The organism is Gordonia oryzae (assembly GCF_003797185.1).
Lineage (GTDB): Bacteria > Actinomycetota > Actinomycetes > Mycobacteriales > Mycobacteriaceae > Gordonia > Gordonia oryzae.
The window spans coordinates 163,091-182,098 of the sequence record NZ_RKMH01000007.1 but is presented as its reverse complement, the minus strand read 5'-3'; the positions used below and the strand labels follow the sequence as shown (position 1 = coordinate 182,098).

The window sequence follows — 19,008 nt, the reverse complement described above, 5'->3', positions numbered from 1 at the left end:
ACAAGTTCGGGAGGCCGTCCCGGTTGTGAACAAATCGCAGGTCAGCGTCCTCGCCGGGCGATTTCGATGACCTCGTCCTCGGTCGGCGGGCTCTGTGGGTGGTAGCTGAGACACAGTGGAGTATCCACCTTGACGAACCGACCGCCGTCGACTGCTGTGTAGAAGGTGCCCGCGGACAGGCGGCCGACGTCAGGGATGGGGCTGCCCTTGCTCGCGGCGAGTTCCCTCGCGGCCTCGATCTGGTTGGGATGGTTGAGTTTGCCGAACACTTGCGTTGATGCGTTCCCACTCACGCGCCCGTGGATCCCCTTCGGCGCCTGCGTCGCGAAGATCAATCCCAGTCCGTACTTACGAGCCTGTGAGGCGAGTGCGAGGGTACTTTGGGTGGCGCTCGTGGTGCCTTGCGAGGGTGCGTAATTCTGCGCTTCGTCCATCACCAGGACGCCGCCGAGAGGTTTATCGGCTGCAGGATGGCGCTTGATCCAGGCGAACAGTGACATCTGTAATTGCCCCACGAAGTTCGCCACACGATCCTCGCCACCGAGCCCCGCCAGATTGATGACCGAGATCCGCGCCCGTTTGCCAGACGACGGCGTCAGGAGGTACCCAGGATCTGCCGGTGCGGCGTCGCCGTCGAGGAGCGGGTCGTTGGCCATCGACGCCTTCAGGTTCTCACTGAGATCGATCGCGAGTCGCCCGGCATCGGCCAGAGTGCTCACTCCGTCGGGGAGCTCGGAGAGCAGCGCCACGAACGAGAGCAGGCTTCCGCCACCGCGACGGCCGAAAAACACCATGGCCTGCCGCAGCACGGCCTCGTATCTCGATGCCTTGGCGCCGCGCTCACTCGACCGGGCGCGCGGGAGCAGTGCTCCCACGGCGGAGTCGACCGCGGCAGCGAACTCGTCGGACTCACCGTGAAGGGCCGCGAAGTCCGGGAGCGGCCGGAAACTCAGCGGGCGCCCGGCCTTGCGGCCAGGGGTGAACACGATCACCTCGGTGTCGGCGAAGTAGCGGTCGGCGAGCGCCCGATCCTCCGGATTCCACGGCCGGGGGTCTGTCGCGGGCCAGGGCGTACCCAGCCGGGCGAGGTCGTTGTTGATATCGAGCACGATCGACGAAACACCGTGCAATGCGGCCTCTTCGACGATCCGGCGGATGAGGACGGTCTTGCCCGACCCCGAACCGGCGAAGATCGCGACATGTTTGCGTAACGCGACCAGGGGTACCGATACCGGATCGCCACTGGTCGATCCCCGTCCGAGTGTGAGAACGCCGGCTGGGCGGACGAGGGTGGCCGTCGTGGCGGCACCCGCGGCGGTCGGATCCGTCGGCGATGAGACGGTGGCGACAGGAGTGGGCGTGGCGGTTGGTCGGGTCGGCGATGCGGGCAAGTTCTTCGGTGACCGTGCACCCGCGGCGTCGGTCTCCATCGCATGGTGCGTCACTGGATGATCGTCTCGAGGGGTCGGTGTCGAAGTGGTCGCCGCGGGCTCTGCCTCATTGCCGATTGGCCCGGCGCCGACATGGGTGGTTGCTTTCGCCACGGCCGGCCCCAAGGCCTCGGCAAGGAAGCCGATCTCGGCTGCGGGATTACGCTCGACGATCCACTCATGAAGCCGCAGAGGGCGTTCGGAGCGGAGTTTGGCCAACGCGACCAGACGGCGGATGTCGTCCTCAGACCACGCGATGACCTTGCCGCCGCGGGAGTACAGTTCGGCAACCATCTGTTCGGTCTTGGGTCCACTGGGCCAATCGTCACGACGCAGCACGACGAGAATTCGTTCGACCGCACCCAAACTCAGGCCTGAGGCCGTCGTTGCGTTCGCGAGCCTGGTCTGGACGGCGCGCGCATTCGTTGCCGAGATCGCGCGGAAGCTCCATGACTCATCGATCTCGCGATGAGGGTCGATGACGTGCTTGATCCGGCCGTGCAGGACTGCCTTGGCGCCTGGCTTCGGGTCGTGACGCCATTCCCCGGCACGGCCGGCGAGTGCCTCGATCCACGCACCGAGTCCGGCCTGTAGGAGGGTCGGAACGACTCGGTCCTCGGTGTCGGAGATGAGAGCAGGTAGGGGATCGGCGCCGGCAATCAGCTCCTGGTAACGGTTCTCGATCCGTGCGAGCTCCGGAGACAACTCTGCAGGTTTGGCCGGCGCGGCAAGCTGTCCGGGCTCCTCGGCCGCTGTACCTGTCGTGGCGCCCGGCGCGGCGTCGCGCCCTCCGTATCTTGCTGTGGCGCCCGAATTCTCATCGCTGATCGAGCTGATCTCGGTGAACGATCCCGAACGCAGCATGCCCACGATCTGTCGATCCGCGTCGATCATCAATTCGCGCGGGGTCAATAGCTTGGTATTCGCCAGTGCGGCGGGGGACACGGGCCAGGTGGGATACGGCGGCGCGAAACCGATTCGCGCGAAGCCCGGGGCAAAGCGTTTGGCCAGCAACTCCCGACTGAAGTCGGTCGACTCCATGCGCTTGAGCATCGGTGTTTTGCGGAAGCGCTCGACCGCGGACCGCATCGCGTGGCTTTCCAGGTATTCCCACGCTGCGGTGATGCTCGATACGACGGTGGATGTACGACTCATGTTCTCGCGCAAAGCCATCAGGCCGTGCGCTACCTGCTCGACGATGGTTTCCTCACCCGGAGCGGTCGCTTTCCCCGCCTCGATCAGGGTGTCGATCTGGTCGATCGCCAGCACAGACGCGCCGTCGAAGGCGATGATCCGAGAGACGTTCTGAACGATTTCCTGATAGCCGAGCTTGGCATTGCGGATACCCCACGCGGCCAATTCGTCGGCGTCATCGACGTCGAGATGGAGGAAGGCCTCCCCGAGATCCTTGGCGTCGTTGTCCTGCGACGCGGTGAGGACCATGGCGCGCAGAATGTGCTGGGATCTGCGTCGATGAGCGTGGTTGCGGTAGACGCCGGTGACGAACTCCTCGAGCGCCTCTAGGGTCAGCGGCGATTCGCCGACCACGGCTTGCCTTGTCGGCTCGGCTACTTCGGCCTCCCGCGCCAATTGATTGAGCAGTTGTGCCAACTGCGTGGGATGGCCATGGCCGGGACGACTCAGCGACTCGAGCATGGCCACCGTGATCGACTTCCAAAAGTTGGAACCGTCTAACAGTCGAACCAAGAAGAAGTATCCGCCCTCATCCTGGACGCGTCGACGAATCTGGCCGAGCAGGTGCGTCTTCCCGGAGCCGGCGACACCGCGGATGACCACGCCGATGGGGCTTGCCGAATCCGAGCGCTGCGCATCCTCGAAGCTGCGTAGAGTCTCGTCGATGATCTGCTCGTGAAGTCCGTCGACGTGGTAGGGACTCACCGCACCCCAGACGTCGTCGGGAGTGTCTGCCCAGTCCAGTCGGATGGATTCGAGAGCTTGTCGAGTGGGCTGATCCATCACGCCTCCTCGATGACCAGCAGATGACTCGGCTGGGTGCCGATCATCACGGATGCGGCGCGATCTGCTTCAGTCAGCCGTGCGCGATCGTCCTGCGGGATCACATTGATGCCGCGGCGCTCCTGCAGGGTCAGGAGCGCCGCGTCGAAGTCTTCGCGCGAAATCGAGGCGAGTGTCGCGCGAAGCGCGGCCAGCCCCACAAGCGCTCCCGGGATGGCGGCGATGCGGTGGTAGGCCTCGATGATTCGGGTGCCCACATCGGCCGTGCTCTCCGGTACCTCTGGTGCGGACCGGTGTGGCGGCGGTTCCGGTGTTGCCTCGTCGTCACGACGCGGACGCCCGAAGACCTCGTGCAGCCGCAGGTCTTCGGCATCGAGGTACCGGCCGATTCCCGCCAGCACCGCATACAGTGCTCGGATCGGAGGTAGCGACCGATCAGGCGGTCCGTCCTGCAATTCGGTTGCGCACCAAGCCCATCCACGATCGGTGAGTGAGTGGAACAGAGCGCCTCGAGCACCCTTGTGGGACTCGATCAGTCCGTGGCGCTGCAGTACTTCACGTCCGGGTTTGTCGAGGTTGGGGCCGAGCACACGCAACTGAGGTGTCGAGAGCTCCTTGCCCTCGGACATCAAAACGAAGAGCACCGCGCTCTGGCTCGGTGTCAGCTTCGGGTGGTCCACGTGTTCTCCTCGAGTTGTGTCGGTCTGTGCGCGGAAGCCGATGCCGATCGTGCTGCCAGGATGTCACGCAGCTCGTCGGCGACGAGATCGGCATCGGTGAGAACTTGCTCGTTGGTGTACCGCAGGATCATGTAGGCGTGCCGCTGAAGCATGTTGTCGCGGGCGCGGTCGCTTGCGTACTTGTCCGCACGACGATGGTCGGCGCCGTCGACCTCGACGATCACACGTTGAGCGGTCCATAGGAGATCGACGACGACCGCAGGTGCGAGCGGGTCGAGGTCGGCCGGACGACGGTTCCAGATGCGGTCCCGCGCCCAACCACGACGGGCGAGTGCTGCTTCGAGAGCCTGTTCGGCGCGGCTGTTCGGGCATGGTGCGCCGACCGGTCGAGACACCAGAAGAACGGGTTGGTCCGACGCCGCAGCCCGCCCGCCAGGCTCTTCGCCGGCCCGATCCGTGATGCCCAGGCCGAGGCGGACAATTGGTATCCGATCGATCAGCGGCAGGGCATCGGACGTGAGCCAGACAGTGACATGACCGTGCTCTGCCAACCATTCATACGCCGCGGCGGCCGCTCGCTGTGAGGCCGTTGACATCTCGGCACTGGCGCGAACCGCCAGCACGACCGCGGAGCGGCGGTACGCGTGACGCACGAGCCCCATCAGGCCTGCTGCCCGAAGCTCGGGTGCCTGTGTTCGGCGCGGAGCTGATCGGGAGGCGGCGGCACGGGCGAGATCGAGTACGACGCCGGTCACCAGACCTTCTCGATGGCATAGTTCGCGGGCTGCGTACACCGCCTCATCGACATCGAGCAGCTGCCCGGGTTCGCCGTCGAGCCAGGTTGGAAAGAGGTCGAGCAGGATTTGTTCGAGGGCGTCGAGTACCTCGGTGGTGACGCTGCGCGCCGTTCGCTCATCGGGTCCACGATGGTCCAGGAAGACGGGCAATCGGGGCGAGATCTCATCCACGAGATCGTCGATCGCAGTGCCGGTGATGTCCTCTGCTCGGAGGACATGACCGGGGCGGAGAGCGGCCTCGACCTCGGTAGTCACGCCCTCGTCCATCGCTGTCGAATATAGCCGGACACACCGACGACTGCCGAGTGCCGAGTTCGCGCTTGCGCGGCAGTCGGCACCGCCCTCCGACGCCGATAGGTGTCGCCTCCTACGCCGGGATCACCGTTAGCAGAATCGCCGAATCCTGTTGTGCAGACAGGCTGTGCCGCGCGTCGGGCAGCATCACCAGATCGCCTCTGCGGCCCTTCCAGACGTCCTCGCCCGCGGTGATGGTCACCCGGCCGTGGAGCACCTGAACTCCGCGGGGCTTTCGTGTTAGGCCAGTTCACGCCCGGCCACCGGGGCGATAACGGTGTGCCGAAGCCGATGGGAGGAATCGCCGTGCAGGGTCAGCGCAGTCCGGCCGCTGCGGCTGCGGTGGGCGGTCCCGATCAGTTGGTCGACGAGCGAGGTCAGGTGGCTGGTGTCCATTCCTTCACTCCTGCGGCCGGCGGCCCGGTTGGGAACCAACCGCGAGGGAACTGTGGATCGTGCCTTTCGGTGGCTGTGGATCAGGACCCGTCGGCTGTGGATCAGCGCCCGTCGGCGACGGCTGCACGCTCGACCGTCAGTAGACTCTCGGCGCTGTGTTGGGCGTGATAGGCCTCTCCGCCCCCACGCACCCCGAACAGTCGTTTGCTCCAGATCAGCCACACCACCGCAGCCACATTGACCGCGAGCAGCAGCACCTTGAACAGCGCCACGTGCTCGACGAGTTCGTAGATCTCGAGCGGGATGAAGATGCTGGTGACGATCACCGCGAAGTACTCGCCCCACCGTTTGGCGAACCACAAACCGAAAGCTTCGACGAATTGGCTTGCGCCATAAGCGAGCAGAGCGCATCCGACGAGCACGATCGTCGTGCTCGAGAGCGTCGTCACCTTCTCGATCCAGCTGACGACCTTGGAATCGTCGATGTTCCAGCCGATCTGGTCGGCGATCGGCCGCAGCAATGGCAGCTCGGCGTCGAACTTCTCCTGTAGTGTCTGCTGGCTGTGGCGTAGCTCGATGACGAAAACCCCTGCGAGCACCAGGAACAGGCCGCGGAGCAGCCGCTCGACCGCCAGCACCCGCATGATGATCAGGTCGCGCAGCAGCGCGCCGCGCGGGACCTCGGGCGCGTGGTCGGCAGCACCGCGGCGTCGGGGCTCACCGACGGCGAAGTCGCCGCACCGCAGGCACCGCCAGGCCTGACCCGCGGCGGTGGCGACGTGCAGGCGATCGGCGAGTTCGGACTCGTTGGGGCGATAGGTCTCGTGACCGCGCAGGCCGCATGACAACACATCCCAGTTCACCTCGGCATACTAGCGCCGAACCTGCCGCAGGGGCCGATGGTCATCCGGTCGGTCAAGCCGATCTCGATCCTCTGACGCCGCTACCGACACCGGCATGAGCCGGCGCTTAGGGGATCGAAAGGTGGTGGTGTCGGTCTGGGGGAGCGGGCAGCTTCTGACCCCGACATGGTGCGTACGCAGGAGAACGAGGTCTGCAGATCACCATCTCCCACGACGCGGTATGGGGGGCGATGTAGATCTCCACATTCCACCCGCCGATCGACGCGGTGATATCCTGTGGACCCCTGATGCCGCCGCAGCGATCGAGAGCATCGACGCAATTGTGGACAGCTTCGCGGCGCGAGGTTCAGACCCGTGCGCCGCTCGACCCTCCGCCGACCGCCGACGGCACGCGCGTCGACGCTCTGGCCACTATCGCCTTCCTTCGACGGCAACAGGAACTCGCCCATGACAAATGGCTACGGATCTGGCTCGATGAGCACACACAGGCGGCCATCTCCGATCCCCGCGCGTTCTATGGCAGCGCTGGTGACGACGAAGAACTGCGGCGTCGGCTGACCGCCATCCTGGCCGGCGTCGCGCGCTTCGGCGCCGAGGGGGAACTCGACGTCGAGCCGACCTCGCGACACGACTTCCCACTCACGCCCTGAGCGCTGTCGCGGTCGGGAAGAGCGCTGTCGGCGGTGGACAGGGCGCTGTCGCGGTCGGGAAGAGCGCTGTCGGCGGCGATTTGGGTCTGGCCAGGGAATTCTCTACACTAGACCGGTTGCCTGTGCACCTCAGGTGCCAGGGACTCGCTACACGTACGCGTGTGGACCATAACTGAACAGTCTCCGGTGCTGGTGAAAAGCCAAGGGCATCGGCGACGAGAACAAGATAACAACTATCCACTTCGTGGAAGGCCCACCGCAGGTCAGGGGAGCAATCCTCGTCAGTCGCATCGTTGACCGGCGCTGAATGGGAACCGCTACGAGAAAGGTTGACGGTCAACCATGACCATGACTGACCCGATCGCAGACTTCTTGACACGTCTGCGTAACGCCAATTCGGCGTTCCACGACGAGGTGACTCTTCCCTCGTCGAAGATCAAGGTGAACATCGCCGAGATCCTCAAACGTGAGGGCTACATCACCGACTACCGCACCGAAGATGCGGAGGTCGGTAAGAACCTCGTCGTCGCCCTCAAATACGGCCCCTCGCGGGAGCGCAGCATTGCCGGTCTGCGTCGCGTGTCCAAGCCGGGTCTGCGGGTGTATGCCAAATCCACCAACCTGCCCAAGGTCCTGGGTGGCCTCGGCGTGGCCATCATCTCCACGTCGTCCGGTCTCCTCACCGATCGCCAGGCAGCCAACCAAGGCGTGGGCGGCGAAGTCCTCGCCTACGTCTGGTAAGGGGAGGTACACAAACATGTCACGTATCGGTAAGAACCCGATCGAGATCCCCGCGGGCGTCACCGTCTCCATCGACGGCCAGACCATCACCGTCAAGGGACCCAAGGGCGAACTCAGCCACACCGTCACCGCGCCGATCACCGTTGCGCAGGAAGACGCCACCATCGTGGTCACCCGCCCCAATGACGAGCGCCGCAACCGTGCCCTGCACGGCCTGAACCGCTCGCTGGTCGCCAACCTCGTGGAGGGTGTGACCAAGGGCTACACCAACAAGATGGAAATCTTCGGTGTCGGCTACCGCGTCCAGGCCAAGGGCAAGGACCTCGAGTTCGCGCTCGGTTACAGCCATCCCGTGCCGATCGAGGCTCCCGAGGGCATCACCTTTGCCGTCGAGTCGCCCACCAAGTTCTCGGTGTCGGGTATCGACAAGCAGAAAGTCGGCCAGATCTCGGCGAACATCCGCCGCCTGCGTCGCCCGGACCCGTACAAGGGCAAGGGCATTCGCTACGAAGGTGAGCAGATCCGTCGCAAGGTCGGAAAGACGGGTAAGTAAGCCATGAGTGATACAGCAGCCAAGACAGTCCGCAAGCCCCTCGGCAAGGATGTATCGACCCGCCGTCGCACCGCGACCAACCGTCGTCACTTCCGCCTGCGCAAGAAGGTTTCCGGCACGCCGGTGCGGCCGCGACTCGCGGTCAAGCGCAGCAGCCGCCACATCCACGTGCAGCTGATCGACGATCTCGCCGGTCACACGCTGGCCGCGGCGTCGACCATCGAGGCCGACGTCCGCGCGGCCGGTGGCGACAAGTCCGCCCAGGCCCGCAAGGTCGGCGAGCTGATCGCCGAGCGCGCCAAGGCCGCCGGTATCGACGCCGTGGTGTTCGACCGTGGTGGCAAGGACTACCACGGCCGGATCGCCGCGCTCGCCGACGCCGCCCGCGAGGGAGGCCTGCAGTTCTGATGATGACCACACGTACCCAAACCAAGACCGGAGGGATCCTCTGATGCCCGGACGTCAGCGTGACGGCGGAAACGGACCCGCCGGAAACGACAACAACAACGCAAGCGGAGACCGCAACGATCGCCGGGGCGGCCGCGACCGTCGCGGCGGTGACCGCGGTGGACGCGACAACGAGCGCAATCAGCTCGAGCGGGTCGTCGCGATCAATCGTGTATCCAAGGTGGTCAAGGGTGGCCGCCGGTTCTCCTTCACCGCTCTCGTGGTGGTCGGCGACGGCCAGGGCATGGTCGGCGTCGGCTACGGCAAGGCCAAGGAAGTCCCGGCCGCGATCCAGAAGGGTGTCGAAGAGGCTCGCAAGAACTTCTTCCGCGTTCCGCTGATCGGTGGCACCGTGACCCACCCGGTTCAGGGTGAAGCCGCCGCCGGTGTGGTGATGCTGCGTCCGGCCAGCCCCGGTACCGGTGTGATCGCCGGTGGCGCGGTGCGTGCCGTACTCGAGTGCGCGGGCGTCCACGACGTACTCGCCAAGAGCCTCGGCTCGGACAATGCGATCAACGTTGTGCACGCGACCGTGGCCGCCTTGAAGATGCTGCAGCGTCCCGAAGAGGTCGCGGCTCGTCGTGGTCTCCCCATCGAAGACGTGGCACCGGCCGGTATGCTCCGCGCCCGTGCCGGCCAGGGAGTGTGAGAGAGATGGCACAGCTGAAGATCACTCAGGTCAAGGGCACCATCGGTACCAAGAAGAACCAGCGTGACAGCCTGCGGACGCTGGGCCTCAGAGGCATCCGCAAGTCGGTCACCCGCGAGGACACCCCGATCAACCGCGGTCTGATCAACGTGGTTTCCCACCTCGTGACAGTCGAAGAGGTTAAGTCATGACCATCAAGCTCCACCATCTTCGCCCCGCTCCGGGCGCGAAGACCGAAAAGACCCGTGTGGGTCGCGGCGAGGGTTCCAAGGGTAAGACCGCTGGCCGCGGCACCAAGGGCACCAAAGCACGCAAGAACGTGCCCGCCGCCTTCGAGGGTGGCCAGATGCCGATCCACATGCGGCTGCCGAAGCTCAAGGGCTTCACCAACCGCAACCGGATCGAGTACCAGGTCGTCAACGTCGGAGACATCGCCCGTCTGTTCCCGCAGGGCGGCACCATCGGCGTCGACGAGCTCGTCGCCGCCGGAGCCGTCCGCAAGAACAAGCTCGTCAAGGTCCTCGGCGACGGTGAACTCGGTGTGGCGGTCAATGTGACCGCCGACAAATTCACCGCATCGGCCAAGGAGAAGATCGCCGCTGCCGGTGGCAGCGTGACCGAGCAGTAAGAAAGAATGCAGGTAGCCGAGGTCCGTAGCGGATGCGACACCGCGTCGCCGCCGCTGCGGACCTCGGCGTCGGGGCACCCGGCCGTCCACGACGTCTATTGTGGTGACCGGCGCCTGGGGGGATGACGTCCGAGCGTCGGCCGCCACCGGAATGCGGCGGCCGCAACGGCCGCGCCGGCCCGTGCCAGGTCACACCAGACGTTGGACGGCCGGGCGCGAGCGGCTGTTAGAGTTTCACCGTTGTTGCCCCGCAACCACTGATCAATGTCGATTGCCGAGCACGCGAGCCGGACATCCGGTGCGAGATGACGCGTGGTCGTTCTAGGAGGAATTAGTGCTCTCCCCCCTCATCGCGGCCTTCAGGACGCCCGATCTGAGGAAGAAGATCCTCTTCGTCATCGGCATCATCGTGCTGTATCGGCTGGGGGCGACGGTTCCCTCACCAGGCGTGAACTACGTCCAGGTGCACAAGTGCATCGACACCATTAACAGTGGTGGCGGTAATCAGGTCTATTCGCTGATCAACTTGTTCTCCGGCGGCGCACTGCTGCAGCTGTCGGTGTTCGCGATCGGCATCATGCCCTACATCACGGCCAGCATCATCGTGCAGTTGCTGACGGTGGTCATCCCGCGCTTCGAGCAGCTCCGCAAGGAGGGCCAGTCGGGTCAGGCCAAGATGACTCAGTACACCCGCTACCTGACGGTCGCGCTGGCGTTGCTGCAGTCCACCGGCATCGTCGCACTAGCCGTGCGCGGCAACCTGCTGCCCGCGAGTTGCGGCGACAACATCCTCAACGACAAGTCGATCCTGGGTCTGACGATCATCGTCCTGGTGATGACCGCGGGCGCGTGCCTGGTGATGTGGTTCGGTGAGCTGATCACCGAACGCGGCATCGGCAATGGCATGTCGCTGCTGATCTTCGCGGGCATCGCCGCCCGCATCCCGGCCGAGGGTCGCACGATTCTCACCAGCCGAGGTGGGCTGGTCTTCGGGCTCGTCGTGGTCGCGGTCCTCATCATCGTCGCCGGTGTGGTCTTCATCGAGCAGGGCCAGCGGCGCATCCCGGTGCAGTACGCCAAGCGCATGGTGGGCCGCAAGATGTATGGCGGGTCGTCGACCTATCTGCCGCTCAAAGTCAACCAGGCCGGCGTCATCCCGGTCATCTTCGCCTCGTCACTGCTGTATCTGCCGCAGCTCATCGTGCAGCTCACCCAAAGCTCGTCGGGCGCGCCGTCGGGTTGGCAGCGGTGGGTCAGCACATATCTCGCCGACCAGAGCAACTACGTCTACATCATCGTGTACTTCCTGATGATCATCTTCTTCACGTACTTTTACGTGGCGGTGACCTTCAATCCTGAGGAACGTGCCGATGACATGAAGAAGTACGGCGGCTTCATCCCGGGCATCCGCCCGGGGCAACCGACCGCGGACTACCTCGGTTATGTGCTCAGCCGCATCACCCTGCCGGGTTCGATCTACCTGGGTATCATCGCGGTACTGCCGAACCTGTTCCTGGAGATCGGGAACAGTGGTGGTGTTCAGAACCTGCCATTTGGGGGCACGGCCGTGCTGATCATGGTCGGCGTGGGATTGGACACGATGAAGCAGGTCAACAGTCAATTGATGCAACGTAAGTACGAAGGATTCCTGAAGTGAGACTTGTCATTCTCGGCCCCCCCGGAGCAGGCAAAGGTACCCAGGCGGAACTGTTGAGCGAATCACTCGGCATCCCGCATATCTCCACCGGTGATCTGTTCCGTGCCAACATTTCACAGGGCACTGCCGTGGGCGTCGAGGCCAAGCGGTATCTCGACGCCGGTGACCTCGTGCCGTCGGAGATCACCGTCGACATGGTGCGCGCCCGGGTCGGCGAGCCTGATGCGTCGAAGGGATTCATCCTCGACGGATTCCCCCGGTCGACCGAGCAGGCCGACGCTCTCGCCGAGATCCTCGACGGTCTCGGGTCCTCGCTGGATGCGGTGCTGTCGTTCGTGGTCGACCCCGACGTCGTCGTCGAACGCATGCTGGCCCGTGGCCGTGCCGATGACACCGAAGAGGTCATCCGTAACCGGATGTCGGTGTATCAGAATGAGACCGCGCCGCTGCTCGACTACTACGGCGATCAGGTGAAGACGATCGACGCGGTCGGCGACATTCAGGATGTGCACCAGCGGGTGCTGAGCGCGCTCGGTGCCGGCGTGTCCTGACGTCCACCGGCACAGGTATTTTCCGGCGCCGGGCCACACCGCACTATCGGTGTGGCCCGGCGCCTTGTCTTCCAGCCGAGATGATCGGATGAGGAGTGGTGATGGGATTCCGTAAACGCAAGCGCGTGCCGTTCCGCAGCGCCGGGGAACTCGACGCGATGGAAGCCGCCGGTGCCGTCGTGGGCGCCGCGCTCGTCGCCGTCCGCGCGGCGGCGGCACCCGGGGTGAGCACCCTCGAACTCGACGAGGTCGCCGAGACCGTGATCCGTCAGTCCGGGGCGGTGCCGTCGTTCAAGGGCTACCACGGATTCTCGGGATCGATCTGCTCGTCGGTCAACGACGTTGTGGTGCACGGAATCCCTTCGAGCACTGTCATTCTCGCCGAGGGTGATTTGGTCTCGATCGACTGCGGTGCCATTCTCGACGGCTGGCACGGGGATTCGGCCTGGACCTTCGGGATCGGTGCACTATCGAAGGCCGATGCCGAACTCTCCGAGGCGACTCGGCTGTCGATGGAGGCCGGGATTGCCGCCATGATCGACGGCGCACGCCTCACCGACATCTCGCACGCCATCGAGACCGGTACCCATGACGCCGAGCGAAAGTTCGATCGTGCCTTTGGGATCGTCGACGGCTATGGCGGTCACGGTATCGGCCGTGAGATGCACATGGAACCTTTCCTGGCCAACGAGGGTGCGCCCGGCTCGGGCCCGCTGCTCGTCGTCGGGTCGACCCTCGCGATCGAGCCGATGCTCACCCTGGGCACCACCGAGACCAGCGTTCTCGACGACGACTGGACGGTCGTCACCGACGACGGCTCGCGCGCCGCGCACTGGGAGCACACCGTGGCCGTCACCGCCGACGGCCCACGCATCCTCACCAACCGACCGTCCTGACCTTCCGGACGAGCTGACCGCAGTCGCACGCCGCATCCGATTCAGTCAGCGACACTTACCGGACACGTATCGCTCACCGGCGCTCAACGCCGCCGTTCGCATCCGGTCAGGTGTCGGCTGAATACTCGGCGCGTGCCATCGGCGAACGAACATGTGCTGCCCCACGCGGGCCGGCGTCGGCCGTGGAAGTCCTATGCCCTGTTCCTTGCCGTCGTGGGCCCCAATCTCGTGCTGCTGGCGGTGTTCACCTACCGGCCGCTGATCGAGAACATTCGGATGTCGTTCTACGACTGGAACATCTCCTCGCCTGGGTCGACGTTCATCGGCGCGGCCAACTATCGCGAGTGGTTCACCCGTGAGGACACCGCGACCATCGTCGTGAACACGGTTGTCTTCACTGTCGTCGCGGTCGCCGGCAGCATGGCCCTCGGTCTGGCGCTGGCGTTGCTCCTCGATCGGGCGCTCAAGGGCCGAAACCTGGTGCGGTCGGTGGTCTTTGCTCCATTCGTGCTGTCCGGCGCGGCGGTCGGCATCGCTTTCCAGTTCGTGTTCGACCCGAATTTCGGTCTGATCAACGACTTGATGCATAGGCTCGGCCTGGGGTCGGCGCCGGACTTCTATCAGCAACCACACTGGGCGCTGTTCATGATCACCGTGACCTACGTCTGGAAGAACCTGGGATACGCGTTCGTGATCTATCTCGCTGCGCTACAGGGTAAACGGGCAGATCTCGACGAGGCGGCCGCGGTCGACGGTGCCTCGGGGTGGACCCATTTCCGCAAGGTGCTCCTGCCGCAGCTGCGTCCGACGACCTTCTTTCTGTCGATTACTGTGTTGCTCAATTCATTACAGGTTTTCGACATCATCAACGTAATGACCCGCGGTGGTCCCCTCGGTAACGGCACGACGACAATGGTCTACCAGGTCTACGAGGAGACCTTCCGCAACTTCCGCGCCGGGTACGGTGCGACCGTTGCCACCATCATGTTCCTGATCCTGCTCGTGGTCACCGTCGCCCAGGTACGTCTGATGGATCGAGGCGGACGATGACCTCGACCACGAACACACCAGTCCCAGATGCGCACCGACGCGGTGAGGTGATCGTATCCGACGAGCGCGAACGGATCGCCGTGCGTGCGCGCAGGCGCCGGCGAACGGTGCAGGTACTTGGCTATCTCGCGATGCTCGTCGCGTTGGTCGTCGTGGTGGTGCCCCTGGCGTGGATCGTGTTGACTTCCTTCAAGGATCGATCCGAGATCTACGTCCAGCCGGCGGTGTGGTGGCCCTCGACGTGGCATCCCGAGAACTATCGGGAGGCCACCACGGCGGTGCCGTTCTGGCAGTTCCTGCGCAACTCACTGATCGTCACGCTGATCCTCGGTGTCATCAAGTTCGTGCTCGGCGTGCTCAGTGCCTACGGTCTGGTCTTCCTGCGATTCCCCGGCAAGAACCTCGTGTTCCTGGTGATCATCGCGGCGCTGATGGTGCCCAATCAGATCACCGTCATCACCAACTACTCGCTGGTCGCCCAACTCGGTTTCCGCAACACCTTCGCCGGGATCATCGTGCCGCTGGCCGGGGTCGCGTTCGGAACCTTCTTGATGCGCAACCACTTTCTGTCGATCCCACCGGAGATCATCGAGGCCGCCCGGATGGACGGCGCCGGGCACATCCGGTTGCTCGTGCGTGTGGTGTTGCCGTTGTCGATTCCGACGATGGTGGCGTTCGCCCTCATCACCCTCGTCAACGAATGGAATGAGTACCTGTGGCCGTTCTTGATGGCCGACGACTACAGCGTGGCGACACTGCCGGTGGGACTGACGCAGCTGCAGAACAACGACGGCGTCACCAACTGGGGGCCGGTGATGGCCGCGACGGTCCTGGCGATGCTGCCGATGCTGATCGTCTTTCTCGCACTCCAACGCCACATGATCAAGGGCCTGACCTCCGGTGCGGTCAAGGGGTGATCGCGCACGCCGTTGTAGCCCCACCTGTTTGACCATCCCGACCCAGTCTCATCACTCAGCACACATCCAGGAGAATGCGCATGACCGACCTGACCCGCCGTGGCTTCCTCGGTGCCGGACTGACTGTGGCCGCTGCGGCCGCCCTCGCTGCATGTGCCGGCTCGGGTGGCGGCTCGAGCAACAACGGTGATCCCAACAACCTGACCTTCTGGTCGAACCATCCCGGCAAGTCGACCGATGTCGAGAAGGAACTGATCAAGCGGTTCGAGGCGGCCAACCCGGGCATCAAGGTGCAGTTGATCGATGCGGGTAAGAACTACGAGGAGGCGGCGCAGAAGTTCAACGCCGCACTGTCGGGAGGCGCGCTGCCCGACATCATCATTCTCAGCGATGTGTGGTGGTTCAATTTCGCCCTGATCGGTGCGATCGCACCGCTCGACGACCTCTTCGGCAAGGCCGGCGTCGATCCGTCGGGGTACGTCGATTCCCTTGTCGGCGACTACAAGTGGAACAACAAGACGTGGGCCCTGCCGTACGCGCGGTCGACCCCGCTGTTCTACTACAACGCCGATGTGTGGAGCCAGGCCGGGCTGCCCGCCCGTGGTCCCGCGTCCTGGCAGGAGTTCGCCGAGTGGGGTCCGCGCATCCAGTCGGTGGTGGGCTCGGGCAAATCGGCGCACGGATGGGGCAACGCCGTGGACTACCTGGGCTGGACCTTCCAAGGACCGACCTGGACCTTCGGCGGCGCCTACTCCGACGACTGGACGATGACGTTCACCGACCCGAAAACCGTTGCTGCTGGCCAGTATCTGAGCGACACAATCAACAAGGGCCGCTACGCGAAGATCTCCAACGACATCGCCGGTGATTTCAGCGCGGGACTCCTCGCCTCCACGGTCGCCTCCACCGGTGACCTCTCGGGTATCACCTCGGATGCGAAATTCCGGTTCTCGACGGCGTTCCTACCGGCCCCGGACGGCACGATTGGTTGCCCGACCGGTGGTGCGGGACTGGCCATCCCGGCCCGCAATTCCGACGAGCGCAAGGTCAACGCGCTGAAGTTCATCGACTTCATCACCAACACCGACAACACCGCCTACTTCTCGCAGAACGTCGGTTACATGCCGGTGCGCAAGGCCGCGGTGACCGCGCCGTCGATGACCGCCTTCCTGGACAAGAACCCGAACTTCCGGACAGCGATCGAACAACTGCCGAAGACCAAGCCGCAGAACTACGCTCGGGTGTTCATTCCCGGTGGGGACAAGATCATCGGCACCGGTTTCGAGAAGATCGGTCTGCAGAACGCCGACGTCACCGCGACGATGGCCGATATGCAGAAGCAGATCGAGCAGATCTACACCACCCAGATCCAGCCGAAGCTGCCCAAGTAATGGCCTCAGTCACCTACGCCAAGGTCACCAAGCGATTCGGCGACGGCTCGCCGGCCGTCGATGCCCTCGACCTCGAGATCGCCGACGGCGAGTTCATGGTGCTCGTCGGTCCGTCGGGTTGTGGCAAGTCGACGAGTCTGCGGATGGTCGCCGGCCTCGAGTCTGTGGAATCGGGAACGATTCTCATCGACGACGTCGATGTCGTCGGTCTGCCGCCGAAGTCACGGGATGTGGCGATGGTGTTCCAGAATTACGCGCTGTACCCGAACATGACGGTCGCCGAGAATATGGGATTCGCGCTGCGCAACGCCGGGATGAGTAAGGCCGACGCCGCCGCCCGGGTCAACGGGGTGGCGGCGATGCTCGAACTCGACGAGCTGCTTGACCGAAAACCCGCGAAACTGTCTGGTGGGCAACGTCAACGGGTGGCAATGGGGCGGGCGATCGTTCGGGATCCCAAGGTGTTCTGCATGGACGAGCCGCTGTCGAATCTTGACGCGAAGCTGCGTGTGAGCACGCGTGCACAGATCGCTGCGCTGCAGCGCAGGCTGGAGACCACCACGCTCTACGTCACCCATGATCAGGTCGAGGCGATGACCATGGGCGATCGGGTGGCAGTCCTCGATCGCGGTGTGCTGCAACAGGTCGGAACGCCGCGGGAGATCTATCGGCACCCGGCCAACGTTTTCGTCGCCGGATTCATGGGCACTCCGCAGATGTGTCTGATCGACGTTGAGGTTTCCGACGGGCACGTCGATCTCGGTGGCGCCGACCTGCCGGCGCCGCGGGCGGTGCCGGGAAAGGCGGTGGCGGGGATGCGCGCCGAATCCTGGCAGTTGGTCATGGCCGGGGCGCCGGGGTCGGTGACTGCACGGGTCGAACTGGTCGAGGAACTCGGTGCCGAGCAATTCGTCTACAGTGCAACCGATCTGCCGGTGCGCGACGGACGAGTGGTGGTGCGTGCCGATCACCGGCAGATGTTCACCGTCGGAGACGAGATCGGTCTGATGCCCGTCGCCGACGAGGTCCAATGGTTCGACGGGCAGACGGGGAAGCGGGTGTGACAGCGGCGGTGGCGCAGGTGGAGTCGCCGATGGCTCACCGGGCCGGTGTGCCCAGGACTCGGTCGGGCCGGCTGTAGAGCACCAGGGAGTCGCCGCGCACGAAACCCGCCAGTGTCATCCCCTGCTGTTCGGCGAGATCCGCGGCAAGGGAGGATGGCGCGGACACCGCCGAGAGCATCGGAATGCCGGCCATCGCCGCCTTTTGCACCAGCTCGAAGCTGGCCCGCCCCGACACTTGGAGCACGGTGCAGCGCAGGGGAAGTCGATCCTGGGCCAGAGCCCAGCCCACGACCTTGTCGACGGCGTTGTGGCGGCCGACGTCTTCTCGGATCACCAGTGTCTCCCCGGTGGTGCCGTCGAACAGGCCTGCGGCGTGGATGCCGCCGGTCCGGTCGAAGGCCTTCTGCCCCTCACGAAGACGGTCGGGGAGTGCGAGAACGGTGCCGGCGTCGAGGGCCAGCGGGTCGTCGTTGACAAGGAAGCGCGACGCCGTGGTCACCGCGTCGATGCTGTCCTTGCCGCATACCCCGCAGGCACTGTTAATCGTGAACCGCCTGCCGGGCGCGGCTCCGGGCGCACCGATTCCGTCGGCCAGGGCGACGTCGAGAATGTTGTAGCTGTTGGGTTCGCCGGGGGCCCGCGCGCCCGCACAGTAGCGGGCCGAGATCACGTCCTCGGCGCGGGCGATCAGCCCCTCTGACACCAGGAAGCCGGTCGCGAGCTCGACGTCGTGGCCGGGCGTGCGCATGGTGACGACCAGTGCCCGCCCACCGATTCGGATCTCCAGTGGTTCCTCGACGGCCAGCACGTCGGCTCGGGCGGAGGATTCGCCATGCCGTACGCGGATCACCCGGCGACGTGCGGTGATACGTCCCATGACCTCGAAGCTACCGGTGTCAGGTCTCCAGAGCGATCGTGACCGGGCCGTCGTTGACCAGGCGCACGCTCATGTGCGCGCCGAACCGCCCGGTGGCCACCGTCGCCCCGGCCGCTCGCAGGGCCTCGATGACCGACTCGACGAGTGGTTCGGCGACCGCTTTGGGCGCCGCCGCGTTCCATGACGGGCGTCGGCCCTTGTCGGTGGTGGCGTACAGCGTGAACTGGCTGATCACCAGAATCGGTGCATCGATGTCGGCAGCCGACACCTCTGCCGGTGATCCACCGGTGGCCTCGCCGTCGAGGATCCGCAGACGCCAGATCTTGTCGGCCAACGTGGTGGCGTCGGCCTCGGTGTCGGCGTGGGTGACCCCGATCAGGGCCACCAGACCGTGGCCGCCGGGTGTGATGTCGAGTTCTCCCACGACGTCCCCGTCGACGACGACCGAGGCCTCGGTGACCCGCTGTATGACTGCACGCATGGGATCAGCCTGCCATCGC

Annotated in this window: 22 protein-coding genes; 14 read left to right on the top strand and 8 right to left on the bottom strand. The window is 64.9% G+C overall.

Annotation, left to right across the window (positions count from 1 at the left end; genetic code table 11):
- Positions 1–41 precede the first annotated feature (41 nt).
- From EF294_RS11005 to EF294_RS10985, 6 genes are all read right to left on the bottom strand, one after another.
- Positions 42–3,407 (bottom strand): helicase HerA domain-containing protein, encoded by a 3,366-nt coding sequence (locus EF294_RS11005; RefSeq protein WP_123929505.1) that lies wholly within the window; start codon positions 3,405–3,407, stop codon positions 42–44.
- Entirely contained in the window at positions 3,407–4,087 is a 681-nt protein-coding gene (locus EF294_RS11000) for a MarR family transcriptional regulator (RefSeq protein ID WP_123929502.1), read from the bottom strand. The genes EF294_RS11005 and EF294_RS11000 overlap by 1 nt, the downstream gene beginning before the upstream one ends.
- Positions 4,069–5,139, bottom strand: a complete 1,071-nt coding sequence (locus EF294_RS10995; RefSeq protein WP_246007807.1) for an endonuclease domain-containing protein — start codon at positions 5,137–5,139, stop codon at positions 4,069–4,071. Before EF294_RS10995 ends, EF294_RS11000 begins: the two co-directional genes overlap by 19 nt.
- A 112-nt stretch (positions 5,140–5,251) precedes the next feature.
- The gene (locus tag EF294_RS22695; RefSeq protein WP_425459417.1) at positions 5,252–5,380 is read right to left on the bottom strand and encodes a cupin domain-containing protein; all 129 of its coding nucleotides are present in this window, start codon (positions 5,378–5,380) and stop codon (positions 5,252–5,254) included.
- 38 nt (positions 5,381–5,418) lie between these two features.
- On the bottom strand, positions 5,419–5,574 hold the full coding sequence (locus EF294_RS22690) for a hypothetical protein (RefSeq protein ID WP_425459416.1): 156 nt from the start codon (positions 5,572–5,574) through the stop codon (positions 5,419–5,421).
- 101 nt (positions 5,575–5,675) lie between these two features.
- A complete protein-coding gene (locus EF294_RS10985) occupies positions 5,676–6,437 on the bottom strand; it encodes a DUF2127 domain-containing protein (protein WP_123929495.1) in 762 nt (253 codons plus the stop codon).
- A 320-nt stretch (positions 6,438–6,757) separates the two neighbouring features.
- Here EF294_RS10985 and EF294_RS22055 point away from each other — a divergent pair, with 320 nt between their 5' ends.
- From EF294_RS22055 to EF294_RS10915, 14 genes are all read left to right on the top strand, one after another.
- Positions 6,758–7,087 carry an SPFH domain-containing protein gene (locus tag EF294_RS22055; protein ID WP_246007806.1) on the top strand — a complete coding sequence of 110 codons (330 nt, stop codon included), beginning with the start codon at positions 6,758–6,760 and terminating at the stop codon, positions 7,085–7,087.
- A gap of 342 nt (positions 7,088–7,429) precedes the next feature.
- Positions 7,430–7,828 (top strand): 30S ribosomal protein S8, encoded by a 399-nt coding sequence (gene rpsH, locus EF294_RS10975; protein WP_006370416.1) that lies wholly within the window; start codon positions 7,430–7,432, stop codon positions 7,826–7,828.
- Positions 7,829–7,844: 16 nt separating this feature from the next.
- Entirely contained in the window at positions 7,845–8,381 is a 537-nt protein-coding gene (gene rplF, locus EF294_RS10970; RefSeq protein ID WP_123929492.1) for a 50S ribosomal protein L6, read from the top strand.
- Between the two features lie 3 nt (positions 8,382–8,384).
- Positions 8,385–8,789, top strand: a complete 405-nt coding sequence (rplR, locus tag EF294_RS10965) for a 50S ribosomal protein L18 (RefSeq protein WP_123929489.1) — start codon at positions 8,385–8,387, stop codon at positions 8,787–8,789.
- A gap of 43 nt (positions 8,790–8,832) precedes the next feature.
- A complete protein-coding gene (gene rpsE / locus EF294_RS10960) occupies positions 8,833–9,477 on the top strand; it encodes a 30S ribosomal protein S5 (RefSeq protein ID WP_123929486.1) in 645 nt (214 codons plus the stop codon).
- A 5-nt stretch (positions 9,478–9,482) separates the two neighbouring features.
- Positions 9,483–9,668, top strand: coding sequence for a 50S ribosomal protein L30 (rpmD, locus tag EF294_RS10955; protein WP_123929483.1), 186 nt, complete (start codon positions 9,483–9,485; stop codon positions 9,666–9,668).
- Entirely contained in the window at positions 9,665–10,105 is a 441-nt protein-coding gene (gene rplO, locus EF294_RS10950; protein WP_123929480.1) for a 50S ribosomal protein L15, read from the top strand. Before rpmD ends, rplO begins: the two co-directional genes overlap by 4 nt.
- Positions 10,106–10,439: 334 nt before the next feature.
- On the top strand, positions 10,440–11,762 hold the full coding sequence (gene secY, locus EF294_RS10945; protein ID WP_123929477.1) for a preprotein translocase subunit SecY: 1,323 nt from the start codon (positions 10,440–10,442) through the stop codon (positions 11,760–11,762).
- A complete protein-coding gene (locus EF294_RS10940) occupies positions 11,759–12,313 on the top strand; it encodes an adenylate kinase (RefSeq protein ID WP_123929474.1) in 555 nt (184 codons plus the stop codon). The genes secY and EF294_RS10940 overlap by 4 nt, the downstream gene beginning before the upstream one ends.
- Before the next feature lie 101 nt (positions 12,314–12,414).
- Entirely contained in the window at positions 12,415–13,209 is a 795-nt protein-coding gene (gene map / locus EF294_RS10935; protein WP_123929471.1) for a type I methionyl aminopeptidase, read from the top strand.
- Between the two features lie 132 nt (positions 13,210–13,341).
- Positions 13,342–14,259 (top strand): carbohydrate ABC transporter permease, encoded by a 918-nt coding sequence (locus tag EF294_RS10930; RefSeq protein ID WP_185091032.1) that lies wholly within the window; start codon positions 13,342–13,344, stop codon positions 14,257–14,259.
- A complete protein-coding gene (locus EF294_RS10925; RefSeq protein ID WP_123929468.1) occupies positions 14,256–15,176 on the top strand; it encodes a carbohydrate ABC transporter permease in 921 nt (306 codons plus the stop codon). Before EF294_RS10930 ends, EF294_RS10925 begins: the two co-directional genes overlap by 4 nt.
- Positions 15,177–15,256: 80 nt before the next feature.
- Entirely contained in the window at positions 15,257–16,567 is a 1,311-nt protein-coding gene (locus tag EF294_RS10920; protein WP_123929465.1) for an ABC transporter substrate-binding protein, read from the top strand.
- Positions 16,567–17,631 carry an ABC transporter ATP-binding protein gene (locus tag EF294_RS10915; protein ID WP_123929462.1) on the top strand — a complete coding sequence of 355 codons (1,065 nt, stop codon included), beginning with the start codon at positions 16,567–16,569 and terminating at the stop codon, positions 17,629–17,631. Before EF294_RS10920 ends, EF294_RS10915 begins: the two co-directional genes overlap by 1 nt.
- A gap of 34 nt (positions 17,632–17,665) precedes the next feature.
- On the opposite strand, the gene fdhD is transcribed toward EF294_RS10915, so the two are convergent.
- Positions 17,666–18,508 carry a formate dehydrogenase accessory sulfurtransferase FdhD gene (fdhD, locus tag EF294_RS10910; protein ID WP_123929460.1) on the bottom strand — a complete coding sequence of 281 codons (843 nt, stop codon included), beginning with the start codon at positions 18,506–18,508 and terminating at the stop codon, positions 17,666–17,668.
- A 19-nt stretch (positions 18,509–18,527) separates the two neighbouring features.
- Complete coding sequence (gene dtd, locus EF294_RS10905) at positions 18,528–18,989, bottom strand: D-aminoacyl-tRNA deacylase (protein ID WP_123929456.1); 462 nt, start codon at positions 18,987–18,989, stop codon at positions 18,528–18,530.
- Positions 18,990–19,008: the final 19 nt, after the last annotated feature.

What these genes read in the sequence shown, in the direction of transcription:
- EF294_RS11005 (WP_123929505.1), bottom strand. Translation starts at nt 3,407, where the DNA reads ATGGATCAGCCCACTCGACAAGCTCTCGAATCCATCCGACTGGACTGG.
- EF294_RS22690 (WP_425459416.1), bottom strand. Translation starts at nt 5,574, where the DNA reads ATGGACACCAGCCACCTGACCTCGCTCGTCGACCAACTGATCGGGACC.
- rpsH (WP_006370416.1), top strand. Translation starts at nt 7,430, where the DNA reads ATGACCATGACTGACCCGATCGCAGACTTCTTGACACGTCTGCGTAAC.
- rplF (WP_123929492.1), top strand. Translation starts at nt 7,845, where the DNA reads ATGTCACGTATCGGTAAGAACCCGATCGAGATCCCCGCGGGCGTCACC.
- rplR (WP_123929489.1), top strand. Translation starts at nt 8,385, where the DNA reads ATGAGTGATACAGCAGCCAAGACAGTCCGCAAGCCCCTCGGCAAGGAT.
- rpsE (WP_123929486.1), top strand. Translation starts at nt 8,833, where the DNA reads ATGCCCGGACGTCAGCGTGACGGCGGAAACGGACCCGCCGGAAACGAC.
- rpmD (WP_123929483.1), top strand. Translation starts at nt 9,483, where the DNA reads ATGGCACAGCTGAAGATCACTCAGGTCAAGGGCACCATCGGTACCAAG.
- rplO (WP_123929480.1), top strand. Translation starts at nt 9,665, where the DNA reads ATGACCATCAAGCTCCACCATCTTCGCCCCGCTCCGGGCGCGAAGACC.
- map (WP_123929471.1), top strand. Translation starts at nt 12,415, where the DNA reads ATGGGATTCCGTAAACGCAAGCGCGTGCCGTTCCGCAGCGCCGGGGAA.
- EF294_RS10925 (WP_123929468.1), top strand. Translation starts at nt 14,256, where the DNA reads ATGACCTCGACCACGAACACACCAGTCCCAGATGCGCACCGACGCGGT.
- EF294_RS10920 (WP_123929465.1), top strand. Translation starts at nt 15,257, where the DNA reads ATGACCGACCTGACCCGCCGTGGCTTCCTCGGTGCCGGACTGACTGTG.
- EF294_RS10915 (WP_123929462.1), top strand. Translation starts at nt 16,567, where the DNA reads ATGGCCTCAGTCACCTACGCCAAGGTCACCAAGCGATTCGGCGACGGC.
- fdhD (WP_123929460.1), bottom strand. Translation starts at nt 18,508, where the DNA reads ATGGGACGTATCACCGCACGTCGCCGGGTGATCCGCGTACGGCATGGC.
- dtd (WP_123929456.1), bottom strand. Translation starts at nt 18,989, where the DNA reads ATGCGTGCAGTCATACAGCGGGTCACCGAGGCCTCGGTCGTCGTCGAC.